This window comes from Photobacterium swingsii (assembly GCF_024346715.1).
Taxonomy (GTDB): Bacteria; Pseudomonadota; Gammaproteobacteria; order Enterobacterales; family Vibrionaceae; genus Photobacterium; species Photobacterium swingsii.
Genome location: NZ_AP024853.1, coordinates 1,250,911 through 1,272,888, shown reverse-complemented (window position 1 = coordinate 1,272,888; position 21,978 = coordinate 1,250,911). Strand labels below are relative to the sequence as shown.

The following is a 21,978-nucleotide window of genomic DNA, read 5'->3' as shown; positions in this document are numbered from 1 at the left end:
ACCATTTAACAGGTGATAGTCACGGTGGCGAAATGAAGTGAAATGTGAGCTAGAGATAAGGCATTGGTGCTAATGCGTTGTTTTAAAGTCATCCTTATCGATATTGTGCTTTTTCATCTTGTCATACAGGGTCTTACGAGCAAGTCCTAATTCTTCTTGTGCTTCTTTTAAACGGCCGTTATGGCGCTTAAGCGCATCACATAGCAGGGTAAATTCAAACTGATTAACACGCTCACTCAGGCTTAATAAGGTTTGATCTGAATGAATGTTCTCACCATCATTAAAGCCCGAAGCATCCCCCATCAGAACCAATCTTTCGGCTAAATTCCTTAACTCACGAACATTGCCCGGCCAATCATGTTCAAGCAACTTTTGTTGTTGATCTAATGTAATGGCAGTGGGTTCAATGCTGTAACGGGTTGATGCTGAGCGAACGAAGTTCTGAAATAACATCGGGATGTCATCTTTTCGCTCGCGCAATGGTGGGATCTCGACTGAGACAACATTCAGGCGGTAATACAGATCATCCCTAAACTCGCCCTTATCACTCTTAATTTTTAGGTTTTCTTTGGTTGCCGCAATAATACGTACATCAAGGTCGACACATTGGTTGGTTCCAAGAGGTTCTACTTTTCGCTCTTCAAGCACGCGCAGCATTTTTATTTGTAACGCCATTGGCATTGACTCTATTTCATCAAGAAACAGTGTGCCGCCGTTGGCGTGAGCAATTTTACCCACGCGTTTCTTTTGGGCTCCAGTGAAGGCGCCTGACTCAAAACCAAATAATTCGCTTTCGATCATGGTCTCGGGAATAGCACCACAATTGATGGCGACAAAAGGTTTATCATGGCGAATACTGTGGTCATGTAAAAAGCGAGCCACTAATTCTTTCCCTGTGCCTGTTTCACCATGGATCATGACATCGGCAGGGGTGTCTTTTATGTGGGTTAAGATGCGGCGAAGCTGTTTTATCTTGGGGTTATTTCCTAAAATTCGAGGGCCAGGGCCGCTTTGTGCTTCAAGCTCACGTCGTAACTCTCGGTTTTCTAAAATCAACTCACGCTTATCGCCAGCACGTTTAACGACATCCAGCAGATTATCTGTTGAGAATGGTTTCTCAAGAAAATCATAAGCGCCAAGGCGCATCGCTTCGACAGCCATAGAGATATCACCATGGCCAGTTAGTAAAATAATCGATAATTCAGGATCGATAGCTAATGCACGCTTTAGAAAGGTGATCCCATCAATTTCAGGCATGTTGATGTCTGAAATGATCACACCATCAAAATGGTTATTTAATTCAGCTAAGACGGGTTTCGCACTCGCGAATAAGCTAACGTCATAGTCTTCTATTTCAAGTGTCTGACCCAAAGCATCACGAATCGATTTTTCATCATCAATAAATATGACTTTCTTACTCATAGTCCATCCTCGGTACTACGTGGCAATGTGATAATAAACTCACACCCTCCGCCACTGTGATCTTTGACTGTTAATGTGCCAGAAAAAGCATCGATAATTCGTCGTGAAATGGTCAATCCTAGCCCTAAGCCATCAGGCTTCGAGGTGTAAAAAGGATTGAAGATTTTGTATTTTTGTTCGTCATCTAGCCCCGGACCATTATCCCAAATATGAATCGCGACGTTATTGTCTTCGGCGGCAAAGTGCACCCCGATCTGTGGTGGGTGTGCGTGTTCCAGTGCTTGGATGGCATTGTGAAGCAAGTTGATGAGTACCTGCTCAAATTGCACCGCATCTATGTTAACGACAAGGTGTGGGGGGAGCTCTTCAACGCGTAATATCACGCCGTGTTTAATCAGCTTATTGCGTAATAAACTGGTGGCCGATCGAATCGAATCGGCTACGGCAGTACGGGTATTATTCTCGGTGGTTTTACGGGCAAAAACTTTGAAGCGAGCAATAATGTCAGCGATCATTTTATTGAGGCTGATGATTTCCTCAATATTGTTTGCTACTGCATCATAGCGTTCTTTAGCGAGCAATTTACGAGAGTTTTCGGCGTAAGTACGCATTGCTGCTAAAGGCTGGTTAATTTCGTGGTTAATACTGGCTGACAATTCGCCGAGCATGGCGAGTTTTGCAGCTTGTACCAATTCGCTATGGGCTTGTTTCAGTTCAGCTTGTGACAGTTCGTATTGATGGATAGTGTCGCGCAACTCTTGGTTAGTCTCCATTAGGTTTCGCGTGCGTTCAATAACTAGTTGTTCGAGCTTGTCATTGAGCAGGGCAAGCTGCTTCTGCGCAAAACTGGTTTGTAGCCAAGAAACGATCGCCAAACACAGCATTAAGTAAAACACACTAAAGATAAATACGGCTTGGAAAACATATTGATAAGCAGCGTTGATTGGTGAAAACCCATATATAGCCCAACCTACTTTGTCCATTTCCCGATAGGTTGTCAGCATTTTAGCCGAGATATTGCTACCAGGCAGTTGGATTTCGGTGATATCTTGTTGTTGGAAATCCTTAAGAAGTGAGTGCTTACTAATGGTATCTAGTTTGGCATTACCATATTGGCGCGACGTAATCACTTTTTGGCGAAGCGATTCAGGCAAGGCGATAAGGGAGTGGTAAAGCCAAGCATCTTCCGAACTGTAAAAAACAATGCCATGTTGGTCAGCGATGGCGTAATCCACTTGATCGTAATCCCATATGTCTTCAATGACAGAGAGATCAACCTTGAGTGCGAGTACGCCTATAATTTCATTTTGTTTGTATACAGGGGCTGAAAAGTAATAGCCGCGCTTATCTGAACTCGCACCGAGTGCGAAATATTGCCCTATATTGCCAGCCAGTGCGTGCGTAAAGTACGGACGATAACCATAGTTTTGACCAACGAAGCTGGTTTCAGATTGCCAGTTACTGGCAGCAAGGGTATCACCTTGGCGGTTGATCAAGTACAGGGTGTCAGCCCGTAGCGTGTCAGCCCAGGACTCAAGTAATAAACTTGTTTGTTGGTATTGGTGATTAATAGCACTCGCACTCGTTTCGTCAGTGACTAAGGCGTCGAGCAGCCGTGGATCGCTTGCCAGCACTTTGGGGAGCTGGCTGTAGCGTGATAATTGCGCATCTAATTTTTCACCGAGCTGATTAACATCATTGATGATTTTTTCAGAAAGGTGCTGTTTGACTTGCTGATAAGTAATGGCACTGACGAGGCCACATAGCAAAGCCCCCATCAGGGTTAAGGCAACAAGGGTATTCTTTCTGTTCACTGTGAACATTCCTGCAAGATCGTATGCGGAAATGATACCAATCAAACTGTGAATACCACATCAGCGGTGCATAAGGTGTGACTGCTCTTGCAAAGTTTCCTACCCTAATCATTAGTGAGGGAGTAAATTTTTGTCTGGCTGGGATTAATTGATCATTTGCGAGGGGAATTATCGTATTATAACCGCCAGTTAGTGTGATTGTAGTAATCACTAGGTATCCAGTTAATCAATGGAGATAACAATGGATTTGTCTGATATTCGTCGAGAATACACCCGAGGTGGGTTACGCCGTAACGATTTACCTACGTCACCTGTTCCTCTATTTCGTAAGTGGCTTGATCAGGCGATTGATGCCAAGTTGACGGATCCTACGGCAATGACAGTTGCTACCGTTGATAAAGAGGGGCAACCCTTTCAGCGTATCGTTCTGCTAAAGCACTTTGATGATGATGGCTTTATTTTCTATACCAACCTTGGTAGCCGCAAGGCACTGCATTTGGCGGATAATGCGAAAATCAGTTTACATTTCCCTTGGCACGGTATTGAACGCCAAGTTCATGTGACGGGGATTGCCGAAAAGTTGTCAGCCTTTGAAGTGATGAAATATTTTTCTTCTCGTCCAAAGGAAAGCCAAATAGCGGCATGGGCAAGCAAGCAAAGTAGTCGTCTGACTGCTAGACAGGCCTTAGAAGGCAAATATATGGAATTAAAGCAGAAGTTTTCACAAGGCGAAGTACCTGTCCCTACGTTTTGGGGAGGCTATCGAGTCAAATTGACTTCTGTTGAGTTTTGGCAGGGCGGTGAGCATCGCCTGCATGATCGCTTTTTATTCTCGCAAAGCGAGGATGATAATAGCTCATGGGATATTGAGCGATTAGCACCTTAAATAAAAAAAGCGCCTATTGGGCGCTTTTTTTTATTCAACCTGTTTATATACAAGCAGTGGCTATGAGTATATATAAAAGAGACTTACAATATTTTGAAAATATGTAATAAGTTTTGCTTTATTATAAATTCCACGCAAAGAAAAACATTACAAAATAAGTGGGAATTACTCTTTTAAAATAACAGAGAGTTGCCTATTCAGCATACTTTCTGGAATATGTGATCCGAAACCATTATCGAGTGCTAAATCAATCAGCTCATTTTTAGAGTTGGCATTAAACTTCTCTCGAAGCTTTAATACATAGTTTTCAACTGTTTTTACTGAAACATTGAGCACACGAGAAATATATTGCGGTTTTTTGCCATACAGCAGTAAAAACAACACTTCAGACTCTCGTGTGTTTAATGTTATATGATGATGGCTCAAGTCTAGGCTAAACGAGGCCTGACTTTCCTTACTTAACCCTGCAGCACGGCAAATCCAATGGCCGACTTCTAAAATTGCCGTATCTTTTAATTCTATGCCCGAAAAGATAGTACCAATAATATTTTGATCATCATCTTTCCATGGGGTTTTCGTAAATAAATGAGCTCGCCAGTTACCATCTGAATAAGGGTGAATATCAAGGATTTTCATTCTTTTTCCAGAATCTATAACTTGTTGGTCTTGAATAATAAAAGATTCTGCACATTCAGCGGTAGGGCTTGGCATATCAAAGTCAGTTCTGCCAATACAATCTAAATGGTGGTCTACGCCAATAATATTGCCATATTCTTGATTCGCAAATACAAAAATAGAGTCATTATCTTTACAGCCCCAACAACCGGGAAGCTGACTGAACATATTAAGTAGGGATGGATTTAATTTATCTGTCACGCGGCATGCCTAGATCGGGCTATTAGTCATAGATCAACTGTGAGTTTAATCACTTTCGTAAATGATACAAGGCTACCATGACGGATTTTTAGACAAAATTGTAAATAAATTAAAAAAAAGCCGGCCTATGAGGCCGGCAAAGACAAGAGTTTGACTCCGAAGAGCACAATCCGGTACGACGTGTAGAAGAGGTATCCAATGAAGCTCATATAGATCAGTATGAGGGTTTATACTGATATGTACTCTATTGGAGAGCATCCTAAAAGAATGCAGTAAGTAACAACGCATATCCACGTTGCTGCCTACAGGATGAAATATAACGAACCGTACGCAGTACAGATAGGGGGGAATTCACCTATTGACATTAAAGACACTTTGTGGGTTGGTGTTGTTGTGTGATCTGGATCTATAAAAGGGTAGGAAGTTGTGCTTTTTATCGCCAATTTACGGTTTATCACCGAAATAAAAAAACGCCTTTAATATACATAAAGGCGTCTTAAAATAAATAAAACTTAAGCTGACGATTAATTGGCTTACTCAAAGAGGAAAAAGTAACCGTACGCGGCAATGATCGCGGGTAGTGTTGAGTAGAGTGTCGCGATAAGTGCCGCTTTTGGAGCAAGGGCAATAGCAGGGAAGAGAGCGTCACCATCATTACTAATTGCATTGCCTATCTGTGCTGACATTGGGATCGCCCCAGACAGGTAGAGGCTGGTGACGATGATCTGCGGCCCACAGCCAGGAAGTAGACCTATCATCACGCCCATCAAGGGAATAAGTAGCGCCCAGTTAGAGAACAATCCTTGCAGATCGACCCCAGTCCAAAAAATGGTGAGTTCAAAAATTAAAAATGCACCAATTACCCAGCTTGTAACAAAGTTAGTGTCCTGAGCTATTCGTTGATACATGTGGCTAGAGGCGAGTTTAGGATCTTCTGAAACCGCAGATTCATAATCAGTGATGTCACGCGATGTCGCCCACAGTAGTAAAGCCATGATAACGGCAATGGTACCAATAATGTCAATGGATCCTTCACTGAGCATAAAGGTCTGATCGATATCGATTTGGAGTGATCCCATGATTGCGATCACTATGGCAGGTGCTAGCACCCATTTCCAAAATTGTCCTTGAAGTTTTAAAACCGTTGGCGAAGTGATTGTTGATTGCTGGCAGCACACAGATGTGTGTTCTTGCTTAACCTCAGGTCGCATGAAATTACTGCCATGGGTTGCATCCACAATCCAGCCAGATATAAGGCCAACAGCACAACCGATAGCCATCATTAACAGCCCTGTACTAGGCTCGGCTGCTAACAGTAAAAAAGCCGCATCACCCATGGTTGCGGTTAACACTGCAACAACAGCGCCGAAGCTAAGCTGGCCGCGGACATATTGCGTGATCACAACAATAGCACCACCGCAGCCAGGGAGAGCCCCCATTAGTGCAGCAAAAACAACTTGATAGCGTGAATGACTATCGAGCAGTGATTTTAGTTTGCTCTGCTGGTTCATCTTGCTGGCGATGATATGGTACAGGGTTAATGTGGCTGCAACATAAGCGGCAACTTGCCAAAAAGCATCTGACAGCACAGTAACGGTGAGCGCGCGCGTTGATGGAACAGCGAGTAATGCAAATAAGATCACTGGGAGGATCAGGCGTTTGTTTGCGATACGCCAATGATGTATTTGAAGCTGGTTATATAATGCTTTTTGTAAAGATGCCATTAAGAAGACTCCACTGCGCCAGTTGTGGCATTAATTTCGTTGAGTCTATTAAACTGTAACTGAGAATCATTATCAATTGGTTTTTGCTGTTATTTTGTCCACACATTAAGTAATGTGATCCCAAGACTGCAAGTAAAGGTGGATGCTATGGTTGTCAAGGCAATGATATTCGCTGCTAATTTGGCATTTGCTCCCATAGAGTGTGCCATGACATAGCTTGCCGCCGCCGTTGGCGCTGCAGACATTAAAAATATAATCCCTAGTTCGATATCTCTGAAACCAAGCAGATATCCTGTGCTTGTTAAAATGGCTGGCGCTATTACTAACCGTCCTATACTTGCCACATTAGCACTGGTTGATTCTTGCTTGAGCTGTCTGAAATCCAAACTGGCACCTGTGCACAATAGAGCGAGAGGTAAAGTCATATCGGCAAAGTAGCGCCCCGATTGCAGTAGAATTGCGGGTAATTCTATGTGCAAGTAAGAGATAGGTATTGCTACGACAATACTAATAATAAGGGGGTTGCGGATAATGGATCGCAATAGCTGACGAAGGTTTAACTGGGTATTGGTTTCAGAATGGCGAGTGAGCGTGATCACCGCCAAAATATTATAAAGTACTGTAATAGCAGCCACATATAATGAACCGATCACTAACCCCGCTTCACCATACGCATTTGCAGCATAAGCAAGGCCGATAATGCCAGTATTGGCACGAAACGATCCTTGTACTACGACCCCAATATCGGATCGCTTCTTGATCATCGTTCCGCTTAATAGTTCGAATAACCCAAATAACATCAAGTTGCCAATCAGCGCAAAAGTAACCATTTGAAAGTGACCGGCTTGTTGTAGATCGGCTTTGACTACACTGAGGAAAAGTAAAGCTGGAAGGGTGACATTGAAGACTAGGCGTGAGCCGCTTTCGGTAAACTTTTCATCGATTAAGCCTTTTGATTTTAGGATCACCCCGAGCGCTAGCATGATAAAAATAGGGCCGGTTACTGAAATAGAAAATAATAGCTGATCGATAAATGCGTACATGGTCACTCCTTGCGCCTTCTTGGTTGTTGTACCACAGAATGTAAGAGCAAATGTATGACTTATTGATAAATATATGGGCCATAGCAGGAGTGTTGGTGATCTTATTTCGATCTCCTGAGTTCTATGCCAAGGACTGAAGTGGAACAATTATCAGAATATTAAAGGTGTAACTCAGCTTAGTGGCTTTGCAGCCCTTTAAAATCAACAGAACGATGATCAAGAGCGACCAGTTAACGGAAGGTGTAGATTCGACTGGAACTATGATCAAGTGAGATCTTGATGTTGATCCCTGTGCTTTTAGGAAAGATGATCAAGCTGGTGTAAATGTATTTAGATCTTCGAATAGCTAGCTTTGGAGGCATGACTAAATATAAGGAACGATGATCAAGGCTGTAATTATGATAAGTAGTTGATTTTTAATTGCTTGTTGTTGATTGGCTGTGATTGAGGACTGTGGAACGATAAAAGCCATGATAAGCGTAAACTTCGTGAATCCCTATGTTATCAAGGCAGAATCGAGACTTGTTAAAATTGAAATAACACTTCCCGTAACATTGGCTTCTCTTGATCATTGTTCCATTATTAATAGAGAGATATACAGGGTAATATCAGTCAGGGGGGGCAATTAGGCCGTGATACTGGCTGTGAGTGTAACAATGCAGCAGAGTTCGTTGCACTCGGCACTGCTTTTTCGCTTTTGCTGCATTATGTAGTAATCTTTGCTTCCTCAACAAAGCCAATTAGATGAATGACCTGAATATTATGGCTGAAAAATATAAACCCTCTGAAATTGTCATGTTGCCAGAACAAATGGCGCATCATAATCATGGCTACAACCAAGTCGTGATTGGATTGTCTGGTCAGACTGAATTTGATATTGAAGGCTATGGCAATTTGGTCGGTCCAGGTCAAGGCTGCTTAGTGAGTGCTGACTCAGAACACGCTTTTTCTGGGTTGGGTAAAAATGAAATTTTAGTACTGAATGTGCCTGAAGTCGTCGCGCCGCATGAGTATGCGACTGAAAGAGTCGAACGCTTATTTACGCAGTCAAGTTATTTCCATCTTGATACGCAAGTTCAAACGCTGATCAAAGCGCTGACGGCTGAAATGATGGCAAGCCCTGATGATTTATTACTAAGTAGAGCTTGTACAGATACTTTGATGTGTGTGTTACAGCGTCACTTTAAGCCTGTTGCATCAGACCGCCATTTACCGCGTTTGAATATGGATATTGTTGATCAGTATATCCTTCAGCATATCACACGGAAAATATCTGTTATGCAGCTTGCTGGTTTGGTTTACCTTGGCGAAAGTCAATTCCATTTGTTGTTTAAAGCGCAAACGGGTATGACACCTCATCACTATGTTTTGCAAAAAAGGCTCGATTTGGCCAAACAGCTACTCACTGAATCCAGCTTGAGCTTGGCGCAGGTTGCTCAGTCGTGTGGCTTTGGTAGCCAGAGTAGTTTTACTCAAGCATTTTCTCGTTGTTACGGTATGCCACCAGCTAAATACCGTAAGGCACTGTGAGTTGTACCCACTTATAACCGCCCTCATTCATTAGCAAACCATTTTTGCTGATTAATTAAAGGGACTGGAAGTAGACGCCCTTCTTTTTATATACACCTTCTGCATACCTAGTTTTTCCCCTCTTTATATTCATGCTTATACGGCATTTTACTACCAAGGACTGGTTTATTTTCATTTTGTACGCTGTGCAAGTGAGCGTTTTAAGAGTTATTTATTAAAAAACAGCATAAAAAGCTGCTGTTCTGTGTCTGATTTTGTTAAAAAACGGACTTTTTCTAAAAAATATCGGAGAATATAGCAAGACTAAGTGAGTGGCTGAAAATATGATCCCTCAATAGTAACACTGGTGTAACATTTATTGTGGTTATATCAAGAACCATTATTGAGGGAATGATTATGTTTAATGCGGCAGATGCACTTCAGCCATCTTTTATTGATAAGCCGTTATCAGAGCTGTGGCAGTTAATTTCTCCATTATATTCAGTGGATGAATCGCAGTGGTTAGCCCAATTACTTCCTATGGCTGAGCCATCTGAGCAAGAACGTAAACAGACTACAGATAGTGCTGCTGAGCTTATTGAACGAGTACGTGCAGACAAAACTGCGGTACAAATGATTGATGCTTTGCTGCTTGAATACAGCCTAGATACAAAAGAAGGCATTTTATTGATGTGTTTGGCTGAAGCGCTCATGCGTATTCCAGATGCAGCAACGGCGGATGCACTTATTCGTGACAAACTCAGCGTAGCGGATTGGAAGTCTCACCTGAAAAATTCAGAGTCCTTGTTTGTGAATGCGTCCACATGGGGACTAATGCTAACGGGAAAAGTGGTCACTATGGATGCGAAGGCTGATGGTCAGCCAAGTCATGCGATCAATCGCCTCGTTAATAAAATGTCTGAGCCTGTGATCCGTCAAGCCATGAATCAGGCAATGAAGATCATGGGACACCAATTTGTATTGGGCCGCAGCATTACCGAAGCAATGAAGAACGGAAAAGACAAACGCGATCTGGGCTTTACATACTCCTTTGATATGTTGGGTGAGGCGGCGCTTACTCAACAAGATGCTCATAAATATTACAAAGACTACATCATGGCGATCGAGGCGGTGGGCCGAGACAGCTATCGTAATTCTAAATCTCCTGATCCTACGGTATCGATTAAATTGTCGGCGTTGCACCCGCGCTACGATGTTGCGAATGAAGAACGCGTACTCAGCGAGATGTATCAATCAGTACTCTCGCTATTAGCCCGTGCGCGTGAATTGAATGTCGGTATCACGATTGATGCTGAAGAAGCAGATCGCCTAGAGCTATCGTTGAAACTGTTTGAAAAGCTGTACCGTTCTGACGACGTGAAGGGGTGGGGACGTTTTGGTTTGGTTGTGCAGTCTTATTCTAAGCGCGCACTTCCTGTCCTTGCTTGGTTAGCCGCGCTAAGTAAGCAGCAAGGTGACGTGATCCCATTGCGCTTAGTGAAAGGGGCGTACTGGGATAGCGAACTGAAGATGTCACAGCAAAGTGGGTATGCTGGTTACCCTGTCTTTACGCGCAAAGAAGGAACGGATACTTCATACCTTGCTTGTGCGCGTTTACTGCTGGCACCTCACCTTCGTGGCCTGATTTACCCGCAGTTTGCAAGTCATAATGCCCATACTGTCTCTGCTATTGTTGCCATGGCTGCACATAAAGATTTTGAATTTCAACGTCTGCATGGCATGGGGGATGCACTTTATAACCATGCGATGGACATGTACCAAACCAATGTTCGCATTTATGCCCCAGTAGGGAGTCATAAAGATCTACTGCCGTATTTAGTGCGTCGTTTACTTGAAAACGGGGCTAACAGTTCTTTTGTCCACCGTCTTGTTGATGCTGATTGCCCGATTGAGACCTTGACTGAACACCCTGTCGATATTCTTCAATCACGCCCTAGTTTACACAATGGTTTGATTGCGTTACCGCCTGCAATTTTTGGTGAGTCTCGTCAAAACTCAGCAGGGATCAATATCGATATTGAATCGGAATGGACCCCATTTAAAGCGTCGATTGATGCGTTTGCTGAGACCCAATGGCAAGCGGGCCCACTTGTTAACGGTGAGCGCGTAATGGGTGCTCCCGCCACGAGTGAATTAAGAATCAGTGAGACGCAAGCGATCACAGCACCTTATGATCGCCGTGAATCTGTGGGTGAAGTGAGTTTTGCGTCGCGCGATTTGGTGATTGAAGCGATTGATCTTGCATCGAATGCCTACCCGGCATGGTCACAAACACCTGTCGCAGAGCGTGCTGCTTGTTTAGATCGTTTAGCTGACTTACTAGAAGCTAACACGGGTGAACTGATTGCACTTTGCCACCGTGAAGCTGGTAAGACGATTCAAGATGGCATTGATGAAATTCGTGAAGCGGTTGATTTCTGCCGTTTTTATGCCCATCAAGCGGCCACTGAATTTGCGCAACCTCATGTTATCGAAGCCTATGATGGATCAACGAAACAGCTGACTTACCAAGGCCGTGGTGTGTTTGCCTGTATCAGCCCATGGAACTTCCCACTGGCGATTTTCTTAGGCCAAGTCTCTGCGGCATTAGTCGCGGGTAATACTGTGGTGGCAAAACCTGCTGAGCAAACATCGATCATTGCGTTTAGAGCTATCGAAATGATGCTTGAAGCCGGGGTTCCTAGCGGAGTGATTCAATTACTACCAGGTACAGGCGCCGAAGTGGGGACGGCATTAACGTCGGATATTCGTATCGCTGGTGTGGCTTTTACAGGCTCGACAGAAACAGCACAGCGTATTAACCGCACTTTAGTTGCCCGTGATTGTGAGCCTGTTCCGTTTGTGGCTGAGACTGGCGGACAAAATGCCATGATCGTCGATAGTACGGCACTGCCAGAGCAAGTGGTGCGTGATGTGGTTCGCTCAGCGTTTGCCTCTGCAGGTCAGCGTTGTTCAGCTCTGCGCGTACTCTTTGTTCAACAAGATATCGCCGATCGCATTGTTGGCTTGATCAAAGGCGCGATGGCGGAATTGTCAGTGGGTCGTCCTGAGTTGCACAGCACGGATGTTGGTCCTGTGATTGACAAAACGGCGCGCAATAAGCTTGTTACCCATATCCAATCATTGAAAAACCGCGCGACATTAATTGCTCAAGCAGAGTTACCAGATGCTTGTCAGTTTGGGGATTTCGTTGCGCCGACCGCCTTTGAAATAAGCAATATTGATGTATTAGAAAACGAAAACTTTGGACCGATTTTGCACGTGGTGCGATTTGAAGCAGGCAAACTCGACCAAGTCATTGATCAAATAAACCATACAGGATTTGGCTTAACGCTGGGTGTACACAGTCGTAATGAGCGCACGTATAGCTACATAGAACAACGTATGCGTGTGGGTAACTGTTATATCAACCGTGATCAAGTTGGTGCTGTGGTTGGCGTACAACCGTTTGGTGGACAGGGGTTATCAGGTACAGGTCCTAAAGCCGGTGGACCACACTACTTGTATCGTTTCACACAAGATGTTTACGCCGTGTAATACGTGTCAAGCCAATAACCGATCAAGGACATAGAAATGAAGAATCAAATTCAAACGTTGGTAAACAATAGCGCAGCCGCGTGGGAAAACTGGAATGCACTTGGCTACGAGCAACGCACGCGTATTTTGACGACATGGGCAAACAGCCTTAATGAAAACAGCCAGAAAATGGTTGCCTTTCAATGCTTGAATGCACAAGAGCATGTTGGCGAAACCTTACTAATGCCAGGCCCTACGGGGGAAACCAATGAGCTTTATAGCGCAGGTCGCGGCACCTTGGTCGTCACTGGCGATGAGGATGCGACTGAGGTGGCCATTATCGGGCAACTTTCAGCTGCATTAGTGAATGGTAACAGTGTCATTTTATGCCTACCCATTAATGCGAGCTTACAAGCTGGCAATGTCATTAATCAGCTGACACTCGCAGGATGTCCACTGAATGTTGTGCAAAGTGCCGAGCATGAACAGTTAACAGCACTGGTGGCGAATACCGAGGTTGCAGGTATTACTTTTGCTGGACAGGCAAGTACGGCTCAGTGTTTGGCTCGTCAATTAGCGGAACGTAATGGTTTATTGGCGCAGTTGATTGCTGAAACCGATTGTACGCAGTTGCCTGTAATTGGTAGCCCAACTTATTCCATGCGTTTTATTACTGAACGCACTCGTACCATTAATATCACTGCTGTCGGCGGGAATGCCACCTTGTTGGAGCTTGGCAGCGGGGAAGAACACTAACAACCACTTTCACGTGCCCTGCAATTTATGACCGTTTTGGTGTTATTAACCATGGCGTATGAAACGGATGAATGGCAGTGACACGTGGGTTGCAAGATACCTATTGATGAAAAGCATCAAAGGTTATAACCAAAGTCCCAGCTATGACTGGGACTATCAGTGAGGGAACTCTAGAATGATAGAAAACAGCTTTGCGATAACAGGTACGTTTATTACTTACCTGATCGCTATGATGGCCATTGGCTATATTGCTTATAAGCGAACATCAAACTCCGCCGATTACTTCTTAGGTGGGCGCACACTTGGGCCTTGGCCTGCAGCTTTATCTGCTGGTGCGTCAGACATGAGTGGTTGGTTGCTATTGGGGCTACCCGGTTATGCATATGCGGCGGGTATCGAGTCATTTTGGCTCGCAGGTGGCCTACTCTTGGGGACTTGGCTAAACTGGCTTATCTGTGCAAAACGGTTACGTACGTACAGTATTACAACCGACAACGCGCTGACATTACCTGAGTTTTTAGCTCGTCGTTTTGATGATAAATCGAAACTGATCCAAACCATTTCAGCTTTCTTCATTTTGCTCTTCTTCCTTTTCTACACCAGTTCAGGTTTAGTTGCAGGCGGTAAACTTTTTGAAACTGTGTTTGGTCTTGATTACACCATTGCCGTTATTGTTGGTACTGTGTGTGTCGTGTCTTACACCTTATTTGGTGGTTTCTTAGCGGTATCGTGGACAGACTTGGTGCAAGGACTATTAATGTCGGCCGCTCTGTTAATCGTGCCGATTGCAGCAATGAATGGTGGTGTGGGCGACTTAACGGCTGCGCTTGAGCTGAAAAACCCAGAACTGATGACGCTGTTTAATGATGTGAAAGGTGAGCCTTTATCTGCGATTGCGATCATTTCATTGGCTGCATGGGGGCTAGGTTACTTTGGTCAGCCGCACATCCTTGCCCGTTTTAAAGCAACACGTTCAAATGCTGATATTGCAACGGCGCGTCGTATTGCCGTGGTATGGACTGCGTTGTCTATGGCGGGAGCAATTCTTGTTGGCTTAGTAGGGATCTTATATGTAGATAACCAACTGGCGGGTGATTTGGCGGATGGCGAGAAAATCTTCATGCTATTGGTTAACTCTATGTTCCACCCTGTTATCGCTGGTATTTTACTTGCGGCTATCTTGGCGGCGATCATGAGTACGGCTGATTCACAGCTATTGGTATCGTCATCAGCATTGGCTGAAGATTTTTATAAGCAAGTATTCCGTCCACAAGCCTCTCAAGATGAAATCGTAACGGTTGGACGTGCTGCTGTGATTATCCTTTCTATTGTGGCATTGGTACTTGCCATGAACCCAGATAGCTCAGTACTGGGCCTAGTGTCTTATGCATGGGCGGGCTTTGGTGCTGCGTTTGGTCCTGCTCTGCTATTAAGCCTTTACTGGAAAGGCATGAACCGTAATGGCGCGTTGGCTGGTATTGTCGTGGGTGCGATGACAGTTGTGATTTGGAAGCAACTTAACGGTGGTATTTTCGACCTTTACGAAATTGTACCTGGATTCATCTTGGCGACAATCTCTATTATTGCGATAAGCTCACTGACGGGTAATGCTTCAAGTGAAGTGGAAGCGCAGTTTGATCAATATGAGAAGAACTTGGTTGAGTTTGATTAGTATTGGCTAAATTAAGATGTGACTTTAGGTCATAGAGAACAGCCCATCAATACTCAGTACTGATGGGCTTTTTTACAGCTAGATTTTTCACTGCTTTGCTGTGGCGTCCAAAATTGCAGGAATCACCTTATTGAAAAGCATGTTAGCCATGCGGGGTGTTTCGGTTTGTGGGTAGCCGCCATTCATTGCAATGACTGTGCCGCTTGCTTTGTCCATTGCGACAACTTGACCGTGGATCCCTACCATCGCAAGGATAGTGTGTCCTGACACTTCAAGTACGCGGAACTGATCTTTGTACCATCCATTCATTAGCTTGGCTTCTTTGCTTTTTTTCCATGCATCTTTCACTTTATCGTTGCCCGCCCAAATATTGTCGATAAAGGCTTTTGGAATAACCTGCTCACCAATGTAGTTCTTACCGTCGTTAAGGAGCATACGGCCAACGCGAGCTAAATCCTTAGTCGCTATGTTTAAACCGCCAGAGGCAACAGGGAAACCCGTTGCATCAGACATGTAAAATGCATCATTTTCAGCACCAATACGCGTCCAGATTTTTTCTTCCAGTAGATTTGCTAGGTTTTCACCAGTTGCGCTTTCAACAACTTTGCCTAGTACTTCAGTATTGATGCATTGGTAAGTATATGTCGTTCCCATTGGTTCAATAATGTCTGTTACAAACGGTATATAGTCTGCAATACCATTTGGATAAGCAACGGCACCTTTGTCGCCATGCCAGCCTTGCGAGCTTGTCATGCGTTCATCCCACGATTTATGTGGTGAAGTCGTTATCTTTAATGATGTTCGCATATCGGCCACTTCTTGCACGGTTGCCTCTTTCCAAGCGGTATTCTTGAGTTCTGGCAGGTAGAAAGTCACAGGCTTTGACATGTCGAGCTTACCTTCGGCTACCGCAATGCCTGCTAGCATAGCAGTGAAAGACTTGGTCACTGACATATCAAGGTGAGTGGAGTGTTCATTCATACCATTCCAGTAATGCTCATGGACTAGCTGATCGCCTTTTAATACGACCATAGTATGGTTCTTTAAACGATCGCGCAGAAAGGAATTTAAGGGCATGTCGCCATCCATCGCAGCGATCGTGATGCTATTAAAATCAAGGGGGATCCCAGATTTGAACTGCTCACTCATCAGGACTCCAGATTTTCCGCCGAGCAAACCATAGCTTATACGATAGTGGTGGGTAAATTTGTAAGCATAAGGAAAGCTGGATGCGGCATTTTCAGCACTGTCCCAGTTTTCTTGGGTGACATTCATTTGCGCTGCTTTTTTTATAAACGCTTGATCGGGCGCTTGAAATGTAGCAGCTGAAGCTGTTAGTGAAAGCCCTAAACCGAGTAATGTCATCGCAATTAAATTCTTTTTCATAACATCTCCTATGACTGAAAGAGGCAATAAATCAGGTCATTGCCTGTTAACGCTTTGGGTCTGAAAAATTCACATTTAGAAGTAGTAAGAGACGCCGGCTTTAACATGCTTATCTGGATTTAGGTTCAGGTTTGTTTGCCATCAGTGTGGTTGTGGCTCTGCAGTGGCAGGGAAACTCGCCAGCGTAATGAGAAAGTAAGCTGTAATATTCATATTCGCTCTAGCCAAAGATAGATTTAAGTGATCATATATCCTGTAGATATAGTTTAATGTTGAATGACAAGCTTTGGTTTTGATCTTGATCATTATTATTATGTTTGATGTTAAAATTACAACTGCGGTGATTAAGTGGTGTGTAATTTACGTGCCATAAGCTTTGACTTTGCATTAGAGCTGGGTAAACGTCAGCTCATATCGTGGATAGCTAGAGTTAAAAATCGCGTTAATTAGCGTATTGATAGAAATGTATGATGGTTATTTATGATGAGAACAGTAATAAAGTCGCGCTTTAATTTGACATCAAACTTGATGGTGTTAGTATATTCGACGTCACAGTTGCTTTGTAAGCTAACTGTCTTTTTCATGAAAATCCTATTTTGGTTCAAGTGTATTTTGAATTACTTACCAATAAGTATTTGCTTGCCAGCCCTGATGGGCTGGTTTTTTTTCGCTTGAAATAGGGTGATGTTATTGAATCACGATATAAAGTCGACCATGGCCATGACCAAGAATAATGTAAAACAGCTACGAGAAGATCTAGGCTGTACTCAGCAAGAAATGAGTGAAAAACTACGCATGACATTACGCAATTATCAGTATTTAGAAGGTGGTAAAACGCCTTCGACACAAACTGCGGCTTTGATCGATATTATTGATGTCATCCGTAATGGCAATAGCAATAAATTACATCAAATTAAAGCTATCTTGATGCTGCCAAAGAGTTAGCGGGTATCATTTCACCTGCTTGGTAAGAATGTTGGGTTGATCGAGACTATTTACGCAGATAAGTATGCTTTTTACTGATGTATTTGCAAAAAAAGGCAAAAATAACGGTATCATACCGACTCAGTATGCGTAAAAAAGGTAATAACTTTGTTTTCATGGGATCAACTTTCCACTATTTCTCTTGGTATTGGTGCTTTAACGGTACCACTTGCTTGGTTTGTGCATCGCTATTTCAAAGCGGCGGGGCGCAAAGAGCAGGAAAGCCGTGATCAAGTGCTGAAAGCTGAAAAGTATCAGTTGGTGCTAGAAAAAGCCAAAGCTGCTGAACATGAAGAAAAAGTATTTAAAGCGCAAACAGGCCATATTCCAAGCCTGCTTTCGTTAGCAAAAGAAGCGGAAGTAAATAACGTCGCAATAGCCGTTCGCTGGTATCAGAAAGCGGCGGACTTAGGCAGTGAGATAGCACAACATGCGTTAGCGAGGTTGTGCAAGTTAGATGTGGAAGATCCAAACGGTGAGGCTCGCTCACTCTATTGGGAGTCTTTCATTAAAGCCAAACACCGTAATCAAGATGCACTCTTTGATTTAGGCCGTTACCAAATTCGTGGCTATGGTACTGACGTTAATATCGATGCGGGTGTTGATAATATCCAAATCGCAGCGGCGATGAATTATGTGCCCGCGCAATTGTTTCTGGGTGATTGGTTTGTCTCTGAAATGAACCCCCACAATAACCCAAGAGAAGCCTTTCGCTGGCGCTTACGCGCCTCAATCAATCATGATGTAAAAGCTTTCGTTAAGTTAGCCTATTGCTACCAGAGTGGGTTGGGCACCATGAAAGATAAAGCGCGCGCTGTGTATTGGCTTGAGCGAGCGGCAGAACAAGGAAACACTGAAGCTCAGTATCTTGCTGCCAAGATGCATTTAGGCTCGACAGCAACTGATGCTGCTATTGCTTATATTTGGTTGTCTTTGGCTTATGCGGGGGGAATTAAAGAGGCAAAGAAAGAGCGTGATGAGGTTGTTCAAGTGGTCGGAATTACCTCTATTCTTGAAGTACAGCGTTTAACCAAGACGATTTACCGACGTTTAGCTGAGCCGACAGTACCAGAAAACGCCATCATTCACTTGATCGACAAAGTGTACTCTCGTGATGGGTATCGTCCAACCGTTGAGCAATTAGAGCATTTAGCATCGGATGATATGTTGATAGACGGTGAAGAATTTATTTTTGTTGATTCGCCGCTGACGGGAGTAGCGAAAGTCGATGAAGTTGATCAGCTTGATGATCTTAGTGACGATGCTTTCCCACAGGTTGCGATAGCAGCATCTGATGATGCAGCGTTAGGGACGGAAGATGAAGTGAACCATGCCGGATCGCAACAATACCAAGCCATGAATTGGTCTTCATCGTGGGATTCATTGAATAATGACATCGCTAAAAACACCTCGGTAACCACCTCAAAGACACCATCCTAATTGGCTATGGAAGCCTTCCTCACCTTTGAGGTAGGCTTCCTAGATGAGTAACTAGCCCATGATCAATGATGTTATTAGGATATCGAATTTACGCTGGGCATGAGTTTTTTGCCTGTGTTTCGACAGACGGCATCAGGTAGCTGAGTAACTCCGTCATATTATTGAGTGGCGTCACGTTAGGGTGCTCAATTTTTTGAGCGCCAGGTGTTGAAAGCAAATGGAATGTTTGGATGTTGGCATTGATACCTGCTTCAACTCCTCGTACGGTATCATCAATAAAGACACACCTGTTTAATGGCATACCCATCAGCATGGCTGCATAGTGAATAACATCGGGTTCAGGTTTCCAGCTATTGGCGTCAAACCCACTAAAGATCTTCCCCTTAAAGTAATGATATAACCCAGTGAGCTCTAGCGTATGTTTGATCTTTTCATTCGGCGCATTAGACGCTATACACATTTCGTAGCCTTGCCGATTTAACGTATCAAGCAGTTCAGGCACCCCAGCAATAGGCTTAACGCCTTGTAAAAATAAGCGCTCACAAGCCTTACGGTATATTGGCTCAAGATCATCAACGCGGACTCTTAGCCCTACGCGCGCACAGGTTTCAGCAAGGATGTCTGACATTTTTCCCCCTTTAAAGTGCTGCCAATAACTTGCTGCATCTAGGGTGATGCCGAATTGAGCAAAAGTTTCAGTCAGGGCTTGTTGGCTGATTTTTTCGCTATCGACTAAGGTGCCATCACAGTCAAAAATGATGCACTGAATATCTGTTGTTTTTTTCATTCTTGCTCCTGTGTGCGCATTGAGCGTCATTCTTCTTTTTGTATAGATAGGGATAATACGAGCGACAAATGACTACAATCGCATTTGAATACTTTTGCTAACTTAATCATATGTCTCTGGTGTATAGATGCGATAAATGGGAGACAGCGCAAGGTTAAAAAGAGACAGGGCGTTCTCAGTCGTGAGAGTCATGAAGGGAGATTGCGGGTGAGGTGCATAGACGTTCTATACTGATAAACAGTATTTCGCACTGAAAACGCGGCTTTAGAAAGCGTATAGTGTGAAATGCGACAAAGCAGTGACAAATAAATGATACCAAGTCTATCAATGTTTAAAGCAGCCAAGCGGGTTAAAACTTCTTAGGGTTGCGCACTATTTAGCTTCGTGATTGATGGGGTTGGCATAACAATCATAAGGATACTTTTATGGCATCTTCTATTTTTCCTACTTGGTTAAGTGGGCATGAGATCCGCCACCATATAACGAACCCTAATATTGAAGTGGGGGAGTACAGTTATTATTCGGGTTATTACCACGAGAAACATTTTGAAGATCAGTGTGTGCGCTATCTGATGGGTGACAAACCCAGTCGAGAAGTGTGGGAGTCAGGGATGTTTCCTGATATTGATAAACTGATTATAGGTAAATTTTGTTCTATCGCTTCGGGAGTGACCTTGATGCTGGCGGGTAATCAAGGGCATCGACATGATTGGGTGTCAGCCTTCCCTTTTGATTACAAAGTCTTTGGCGATAAAGTGAAATCTGGTTTTGAACGGGCGGGCGACACGCTAATCGGCAATGATGTTTGGTTAGGTACCGAGTGTGTCATTATGCCTGGTGTAACGATAGGTAATGGCGCTGTGATTGGAGCAAGAGCTGTCGTGACTAAAGACGTAGAGCCTTATTCCGTTGTGGTTGGTAACCCTGGTCAAGCCGTGAAAAACCGTTTTACGGATAACGAAATTACTATGCTACTGGATATGTGCTGGTGGGATTGGCCATTAGAGCGACTACAAGAGAACATGGATTTGATGTGTAGCGGTGACATTACTGCCTTGTACGAGCGCTACCTAGGGTGGCATACAAAGCGTTAGCACAGTGTTCGTGGTGCTCGTTAATTATCGATAGGGGCGCAAGACTAAGCGCCCCTTATTGACGATCTGATTTACTGTACTTTCAGTGGAGTAAACCGAGATCTCTTGCTTCTTCTAGGGTTAAACCACTTTCGCGGATTTCTCGCATCATCTCGATCTTCCTGCGTGCTTCAGCTTGTTGCTTTTTGTAATCAGTTAAATTTGAAGCTGTTTCATCTTTGAAGTCCCACTTTGAAGAGACATCAGACATTTCTGCATGGTTCAATGAATTGATAGACACAATGACCTCCTAAAGACTGAATGCGTCGCCATCGGTGATATGTTTATCAGAGGAATATGGCAGTTATAAGACAAGATGATCAGGTCTGTGACTCGCTGCAAAAATGTAATAATTAACGTCGAAAATGATAGCTCCGACGAATAAATGAGGGTAGTCTCGATCATTCCTCTCTGCATAAAATCCCCAGCAAATTGCGTTATTTTTATCCAGTTGTATTTTCGCCAATCTCGTAGACTTTCGTCGCAGACTGATAACCTTTTTAATCTTTATATAACAACTGTTTAGCTTTGCTTGTTGCTTCTCTACTAGGTGCATATTGGCGCTAAGATAGCACCTAACTCACTAGGTGAGTACGACATTGGTATGCGGAAATGTCTTGCCTGTTTTATTTAGCGTTTTAGTGCAAAGTTCTTGGTTATTGTGTCGCTCTCGGTGAAATTTTTCCCATACTAAGCAGTTTGAAAAGCTTACCCATGGGCTAGCAATTATATTAATTTAATCAACCTTGATGAACTTTTGCCTGTTATCGTTAGGACTTGATTGTTTTGTCATCACTTGGTTTTTTAAGGGGTTTACAGCTCCCGAGTAGAAGGCTATTATTCGCCGCACTTACGGAGAGATGGCTGAGTGGTTGAAAGCACCGGTCTTGAAAACCGGCATACGTTTGTAGCGTATCTAGGGTTCAAATCCCTATCTCTCCGCCACATTCAAAAAAACCGCTGAACATTCAGCGGTTTTTTTTCGTCTAAATTTTATGACTATAGATAG

General features: G+C 43.7%; 16 protein-coding genes and 1 tRNA gene. 9 read left to right on the top strand and 8 right to left on the bottom strand.

The window, feature by feature from the left end; all coding sequences use genetic code 11:
• Nucleotides 1-69: 69 nt before the first annotated feature.
• Nucleotides 70-1,422, bottom strand: coding sequence for a sigma-54-dependent transcriptional regulator (locus OCU77_RS22895; RefSeq protein ID WP_048897374.1), 1,353 nt, complete (start codon nucleotides 1,420-1,422; stop codon nucleotides 70-72).
• Nucleotides 1,419-3,236 carry a sensor histidine kinase gene (locus OCU77_RS22890; RefSeq protein ID WP_239685814.1) on the bottom strand — a complete coding sequence of 606 codons (1,818 nt, stop codon included), beginning with the start codon at nucleotides 3,234-3,236 and terminating at the stop codon, nucleotides 1,419-1,421. Before OCU77_RS22890 ends, OCU77_RS22895 begins: the two co-directional genes overlap by 4 nt.
• 241 nt (nucleotides 3,237-3,477) lie before the next feature.
• Here OCU77_RS22890 and pdxH point away from each other — a divergent pair, with 241 nt between their 5' ends.
• The gene (gene pdxH, locus OCU77_RS22885) at nucleotides 3,478-4,122 is read left to right on the top strand and encodes a pyridoxamine 5'-phosphate oxidase (protein ID WP_107302553.1); all 645 of its coding nucleotides are present in this window, start codon (nucleotides 3,478-3,480) and stop codon (nucleotides 4,120-4,122) included.
• 165 nt (nucleotides 4,123-4,287) lie between these two features.
• On the opposite strand, the gene OCU77_RS22880 is transcribed toward pdxH, so the two are convergent.
• The 3 genes from OCU77_RS22880 to OCU77_RS22870 form a co-directional block, all read right to left on the bottom strand.
• Nucleotides 4,288-4,965, bottom strand: a complete 678-nt coding sequence (locus OCU77_RS22880; protein ID WP_048897645.1) for a helix-turn-helix transcriptional regulator — start codon at nucleotides 4,963-4,965, stop codon at nucleotides 4,288-4,290.
• Between the two features lie 566 nt (nucleotides 4,966-5,531).
• Complete coding sequence (locus OCU77_RS22875) at nucleotides 5,532-6,722, bottom strand: putative manganese transporter (RefSeq protein ID WP_048897376.1); 1,191 nt, start codon at nucleotides 6,720-6,722, stop codon at nucleotides 5,532-5,534.
• Nucleotides 6,723-6,811: 89 nt separating this feature from the next.
• Nucleotides 6,812-7,765 carry an AEC family transporter gene (locus OCU77_RS22870; protein WP_048897377.1) on the bottom strand — a complete coding sequence of 318 codons (954 nt, stop codon included), beginning with the start codon at nucleotides 7,763-7,765 and terminating at the stop codon, nucleotides 6,812-6,814.
• Nucleotides 7,766-8,527: 762 nt separating this feature from the next.
• Here OCU77_RS22870 and OCU77_RS22865 point away from each other — a divergent pair.
• The 4 genes from OCU77_RS22865 to putP all read left to right on the top strand — a co-directional run bounded on the left by OCU77_RS22865 (nucleotide 8,528) and on the right by putP (nucleotide 15,239).
• Complete coding sequence (locus tag OCU77_RS22865) at nucleotides 8,528-9,295, top strand: AraC family transcriptional regulator (RefSeq protein ID WP_048897646.1); 768 nt, start codon at nucleotides 8,528-8,530, stop codon at nucleotides 9,293-9,295.
• A gap of 396 nt (nucleotides 9,296-9,691) precedes the next feature.
• Complete coding sequence (gene putA / locus OCU77_RS22860; RefSeq protein WP_048897378.1) at nucleotides 9,692-12,832, top strand: bifunctional proline dehydrogenase/L-glutamate gamma-semialdehyde dehydrogenase PutA; 3,141 nt, start codon at nucleotides 9,692-9,694, stop codon at nucleotides 12,830-12,832.
• Nucleotides 12,833-12,868: 36 nt separating this feature from the next.
• Nucleotides 12,869-13,567 carry an aldehyde dehydrogenase family protein gene (locus OCU77_RS22855; RefSeq protein WP_048897379.1) on the top strand — a complete coding sequence of 233 codons (699 nt, stop codon included), beginning with the start codon at nucleotides 12,869-12,871 and terminating at the stop codon, nucleotides 13,565-13,567.
• 175 nt (nucleotides 13,568-13,742) lie between these two features.
• Complete coding sequence (putP, locus tag OCU77_RS22850) at nucleotides 13,743-15,239, top strand: sodium/proline symporter PutP (protein ID WP_048897380.1); 1,497 nt, start codon at nucleotides 13,743-13,745, stop codon at nucleotides 15,237-15,239.
• Nucleotides 15,240-15,326: 87 nt separating this feature from the next.
• On the opposite strand, the gene OCU77_RS22845 is transcribed toward putP, so the two are convergent.
• Nucleotides 15,327-16,625 (bottom strand): serine hydrolase domain-containing protein, encoded by a 1,299-nt coding sequence (locus OCU77_RS22845; protein WP_048897381.1) that lies wholly within the window; start codon nucleotides 16,623-16,625, stop codon nucleotides 15,327-15,329.
• Between the two features lie 690 nt (nucleotides 16,626-17,315).
• Here OCU77_RS22845 and OCU77_RS22840 point away from each other — a divergent pair.
• Complete coding sequence (locus OCU77_RS22840; RefSeq protein ID WP_144414878.1) at nucleotides 17,316-17,570, top strand: helix-turn-helix domain-containing protein; 255 nt, start codon at nucleotides 17,316-17,318, stop codon at nucleotides 17,568-17,570.
• 147 nt (nucleotides 17,571-17,717) lie between these two features.
• The gene (locus OCU77_RS22835; protein WP_107302554.1) at nucleotides 17,718-19,049 is read left to right on the top strand and encodes a tetratricopeptide repeat protein; all 1,332 of its coding nucleotides are present in this window, start codon (nucleotides 17,718-17,720) and stop codon (nucleotides 19,047-19,049) included.
• A gap of 88 nt (nucleotides 19,050-19,137) precedes the next feature.
• Here the strand turns inward: OCU77_RS22835 and OCU77_RS22830 are convergent, their stop codons facing one another.
• On the bottom strand, nucleotides 19,138-19,836 hold the full coding sequence (locus OCU77_RS22830; RefSeq protein WP_107302555.1) for an HAD-IA family hydrolase: 699 nt from the start codon (nucleotides 19,834-19,836) through the stop codon (nucleotides 19,138-19,140).
• Between the two features lie 425 nt (nucleotides 19,837-20,261).
• Here OCU77_RS22830 and OCU77_RS22825 point away from each other — a divergent pair, with 425 nt between their 5' ends.
• Nucleotides 20,262-20,930 (top strand): CatB-related O-acetyltransferase, encoded by a 669-nt coding sequence (locus OCU77_RS22825; protein ID WP_048897383.1) that lies wholly within the window; start codon nucleotides 20,262-20,264, stop codon nucleotides 20,928-20,930.
• 82 nt (nucleotides 20,931-21,012) lie between these two features.
• On the opposite strand, the gene OCU77_RS22820 is transcribed toward OCU77_RS22825, so the two are convergent.
• On the bottom strand, nucleotides 21,013-21,210 hold the full coding sequence (locus OCU77_RS22820; RefSeq protein ID WP_048897384.1) for a hypothetical protein: 198 nt from the start codon (nucleotides 21,208-21,210) through the stop codon (nucleotides 21,013-21,015).
• A gap of 613 nt (nucleotides 21,211-21,823) precedes the next feature.
• Here OCU77_RS22820 and OCU77_RS22815 point away from each other — a divergent pair.
• A tRNA-Ser gene (locus tag OCU77_RS22815) sits at nucleotides 21,824-21,914 on the top strand.
• The last annotated feature ends 64 nt before the right edge of the window (nucleotides 21,915-21,978 follow it).

What these genes read in the sequence shown, in the direction of transcription:
- OCU77_RS22895 (WP_048897374.1), bottom strand. Translation starts at nt 1,422, where the DNA reads ATGAGTAAGAAAGTCATATTTATTGATGATGAAAAATCGATTCGTGAT.
- pdxH (WP_107302553.1), top strand. Translation starts at nt 3,478, where the DNA reads ATGGATTTGTCTGATATTCGTCGAGAATACACCCGAGGTGGGTTACGC.
- OCU77_RS22880 (WP_048897645.1), bottom strand. Translation starts at nt 4,965, where the DNA reads ATGTTCAGTCAGCTTCCCGGTTGTTGGGGCTGTAAAGATAATGACTCT.
- OCU77_RS22875 (WP_048897376.1), bottom strand. Translation starts at nt 6,722, where the DNA reads ATGGCATCTTTACAAAAAGCATTATATAACCAGCTTCAAATACATCAT.
- OCU77_RS22870 (WP_048897377.1), bottom strand. Translation starts at nt 7,765, where the DNA reads ATGTACGCATTTATCGATCAGCTATTATTTTCTATTTCAGTAACCGGC.
- OCU77_RS22865 (WP_048897646.1), top strand. Translation starts at nt 8,528, where the DNA reads ATGGCTGAAAAATATAAACCCTCTGAAATTGTCATGTTGCCAGAACAA.
- putA (WP_048897378.1), top strand. Translation starts at nt 9,692, where the DNA reads ATGTTTAATGCGGCAGATGCACTTCAGCCATCTTTTATTGATAAGCCG.
- OCU77_RS22855 (WP_048897379.1), top strand. Translation starts at nt 12,869, where the DNA reads ATGAAGAATCAAATTCAAACGTTGGTAAACAATAGCGCAGCCGCGTGG.
- putP (WP_048897380.1), top strand. Translation starts at nt 13,743, where the DNA reads ATGATAGAAAACAGCTTTGCGATAACAGGTACGTTTATTACTTACCTG.
- OCU77_RS22845 (WP_048897381.1), bottom strand. Translation starts at nt 16,625, where the DNA reads ATGAAAAAGAATTTAATTGCGATGACATTACTCGGTTTAGGGCTTTCA.
- OCU77_RS22830 (WP_107302555.1), bottom strand. Translation starts at nt 19,836, where the DNA reads ATGAAAAAAACAACAGATATTCAGTGCATCATTTTTGACTGTGATGGC.
- OCU77_RS22825 (WP_048897383.1), top strand. Translation starts at nt 20,262, where the DNA reads ATGGCATCTTCTATTTTTCCTACTTGGTTAAGTGGGCATGAGATCCGC.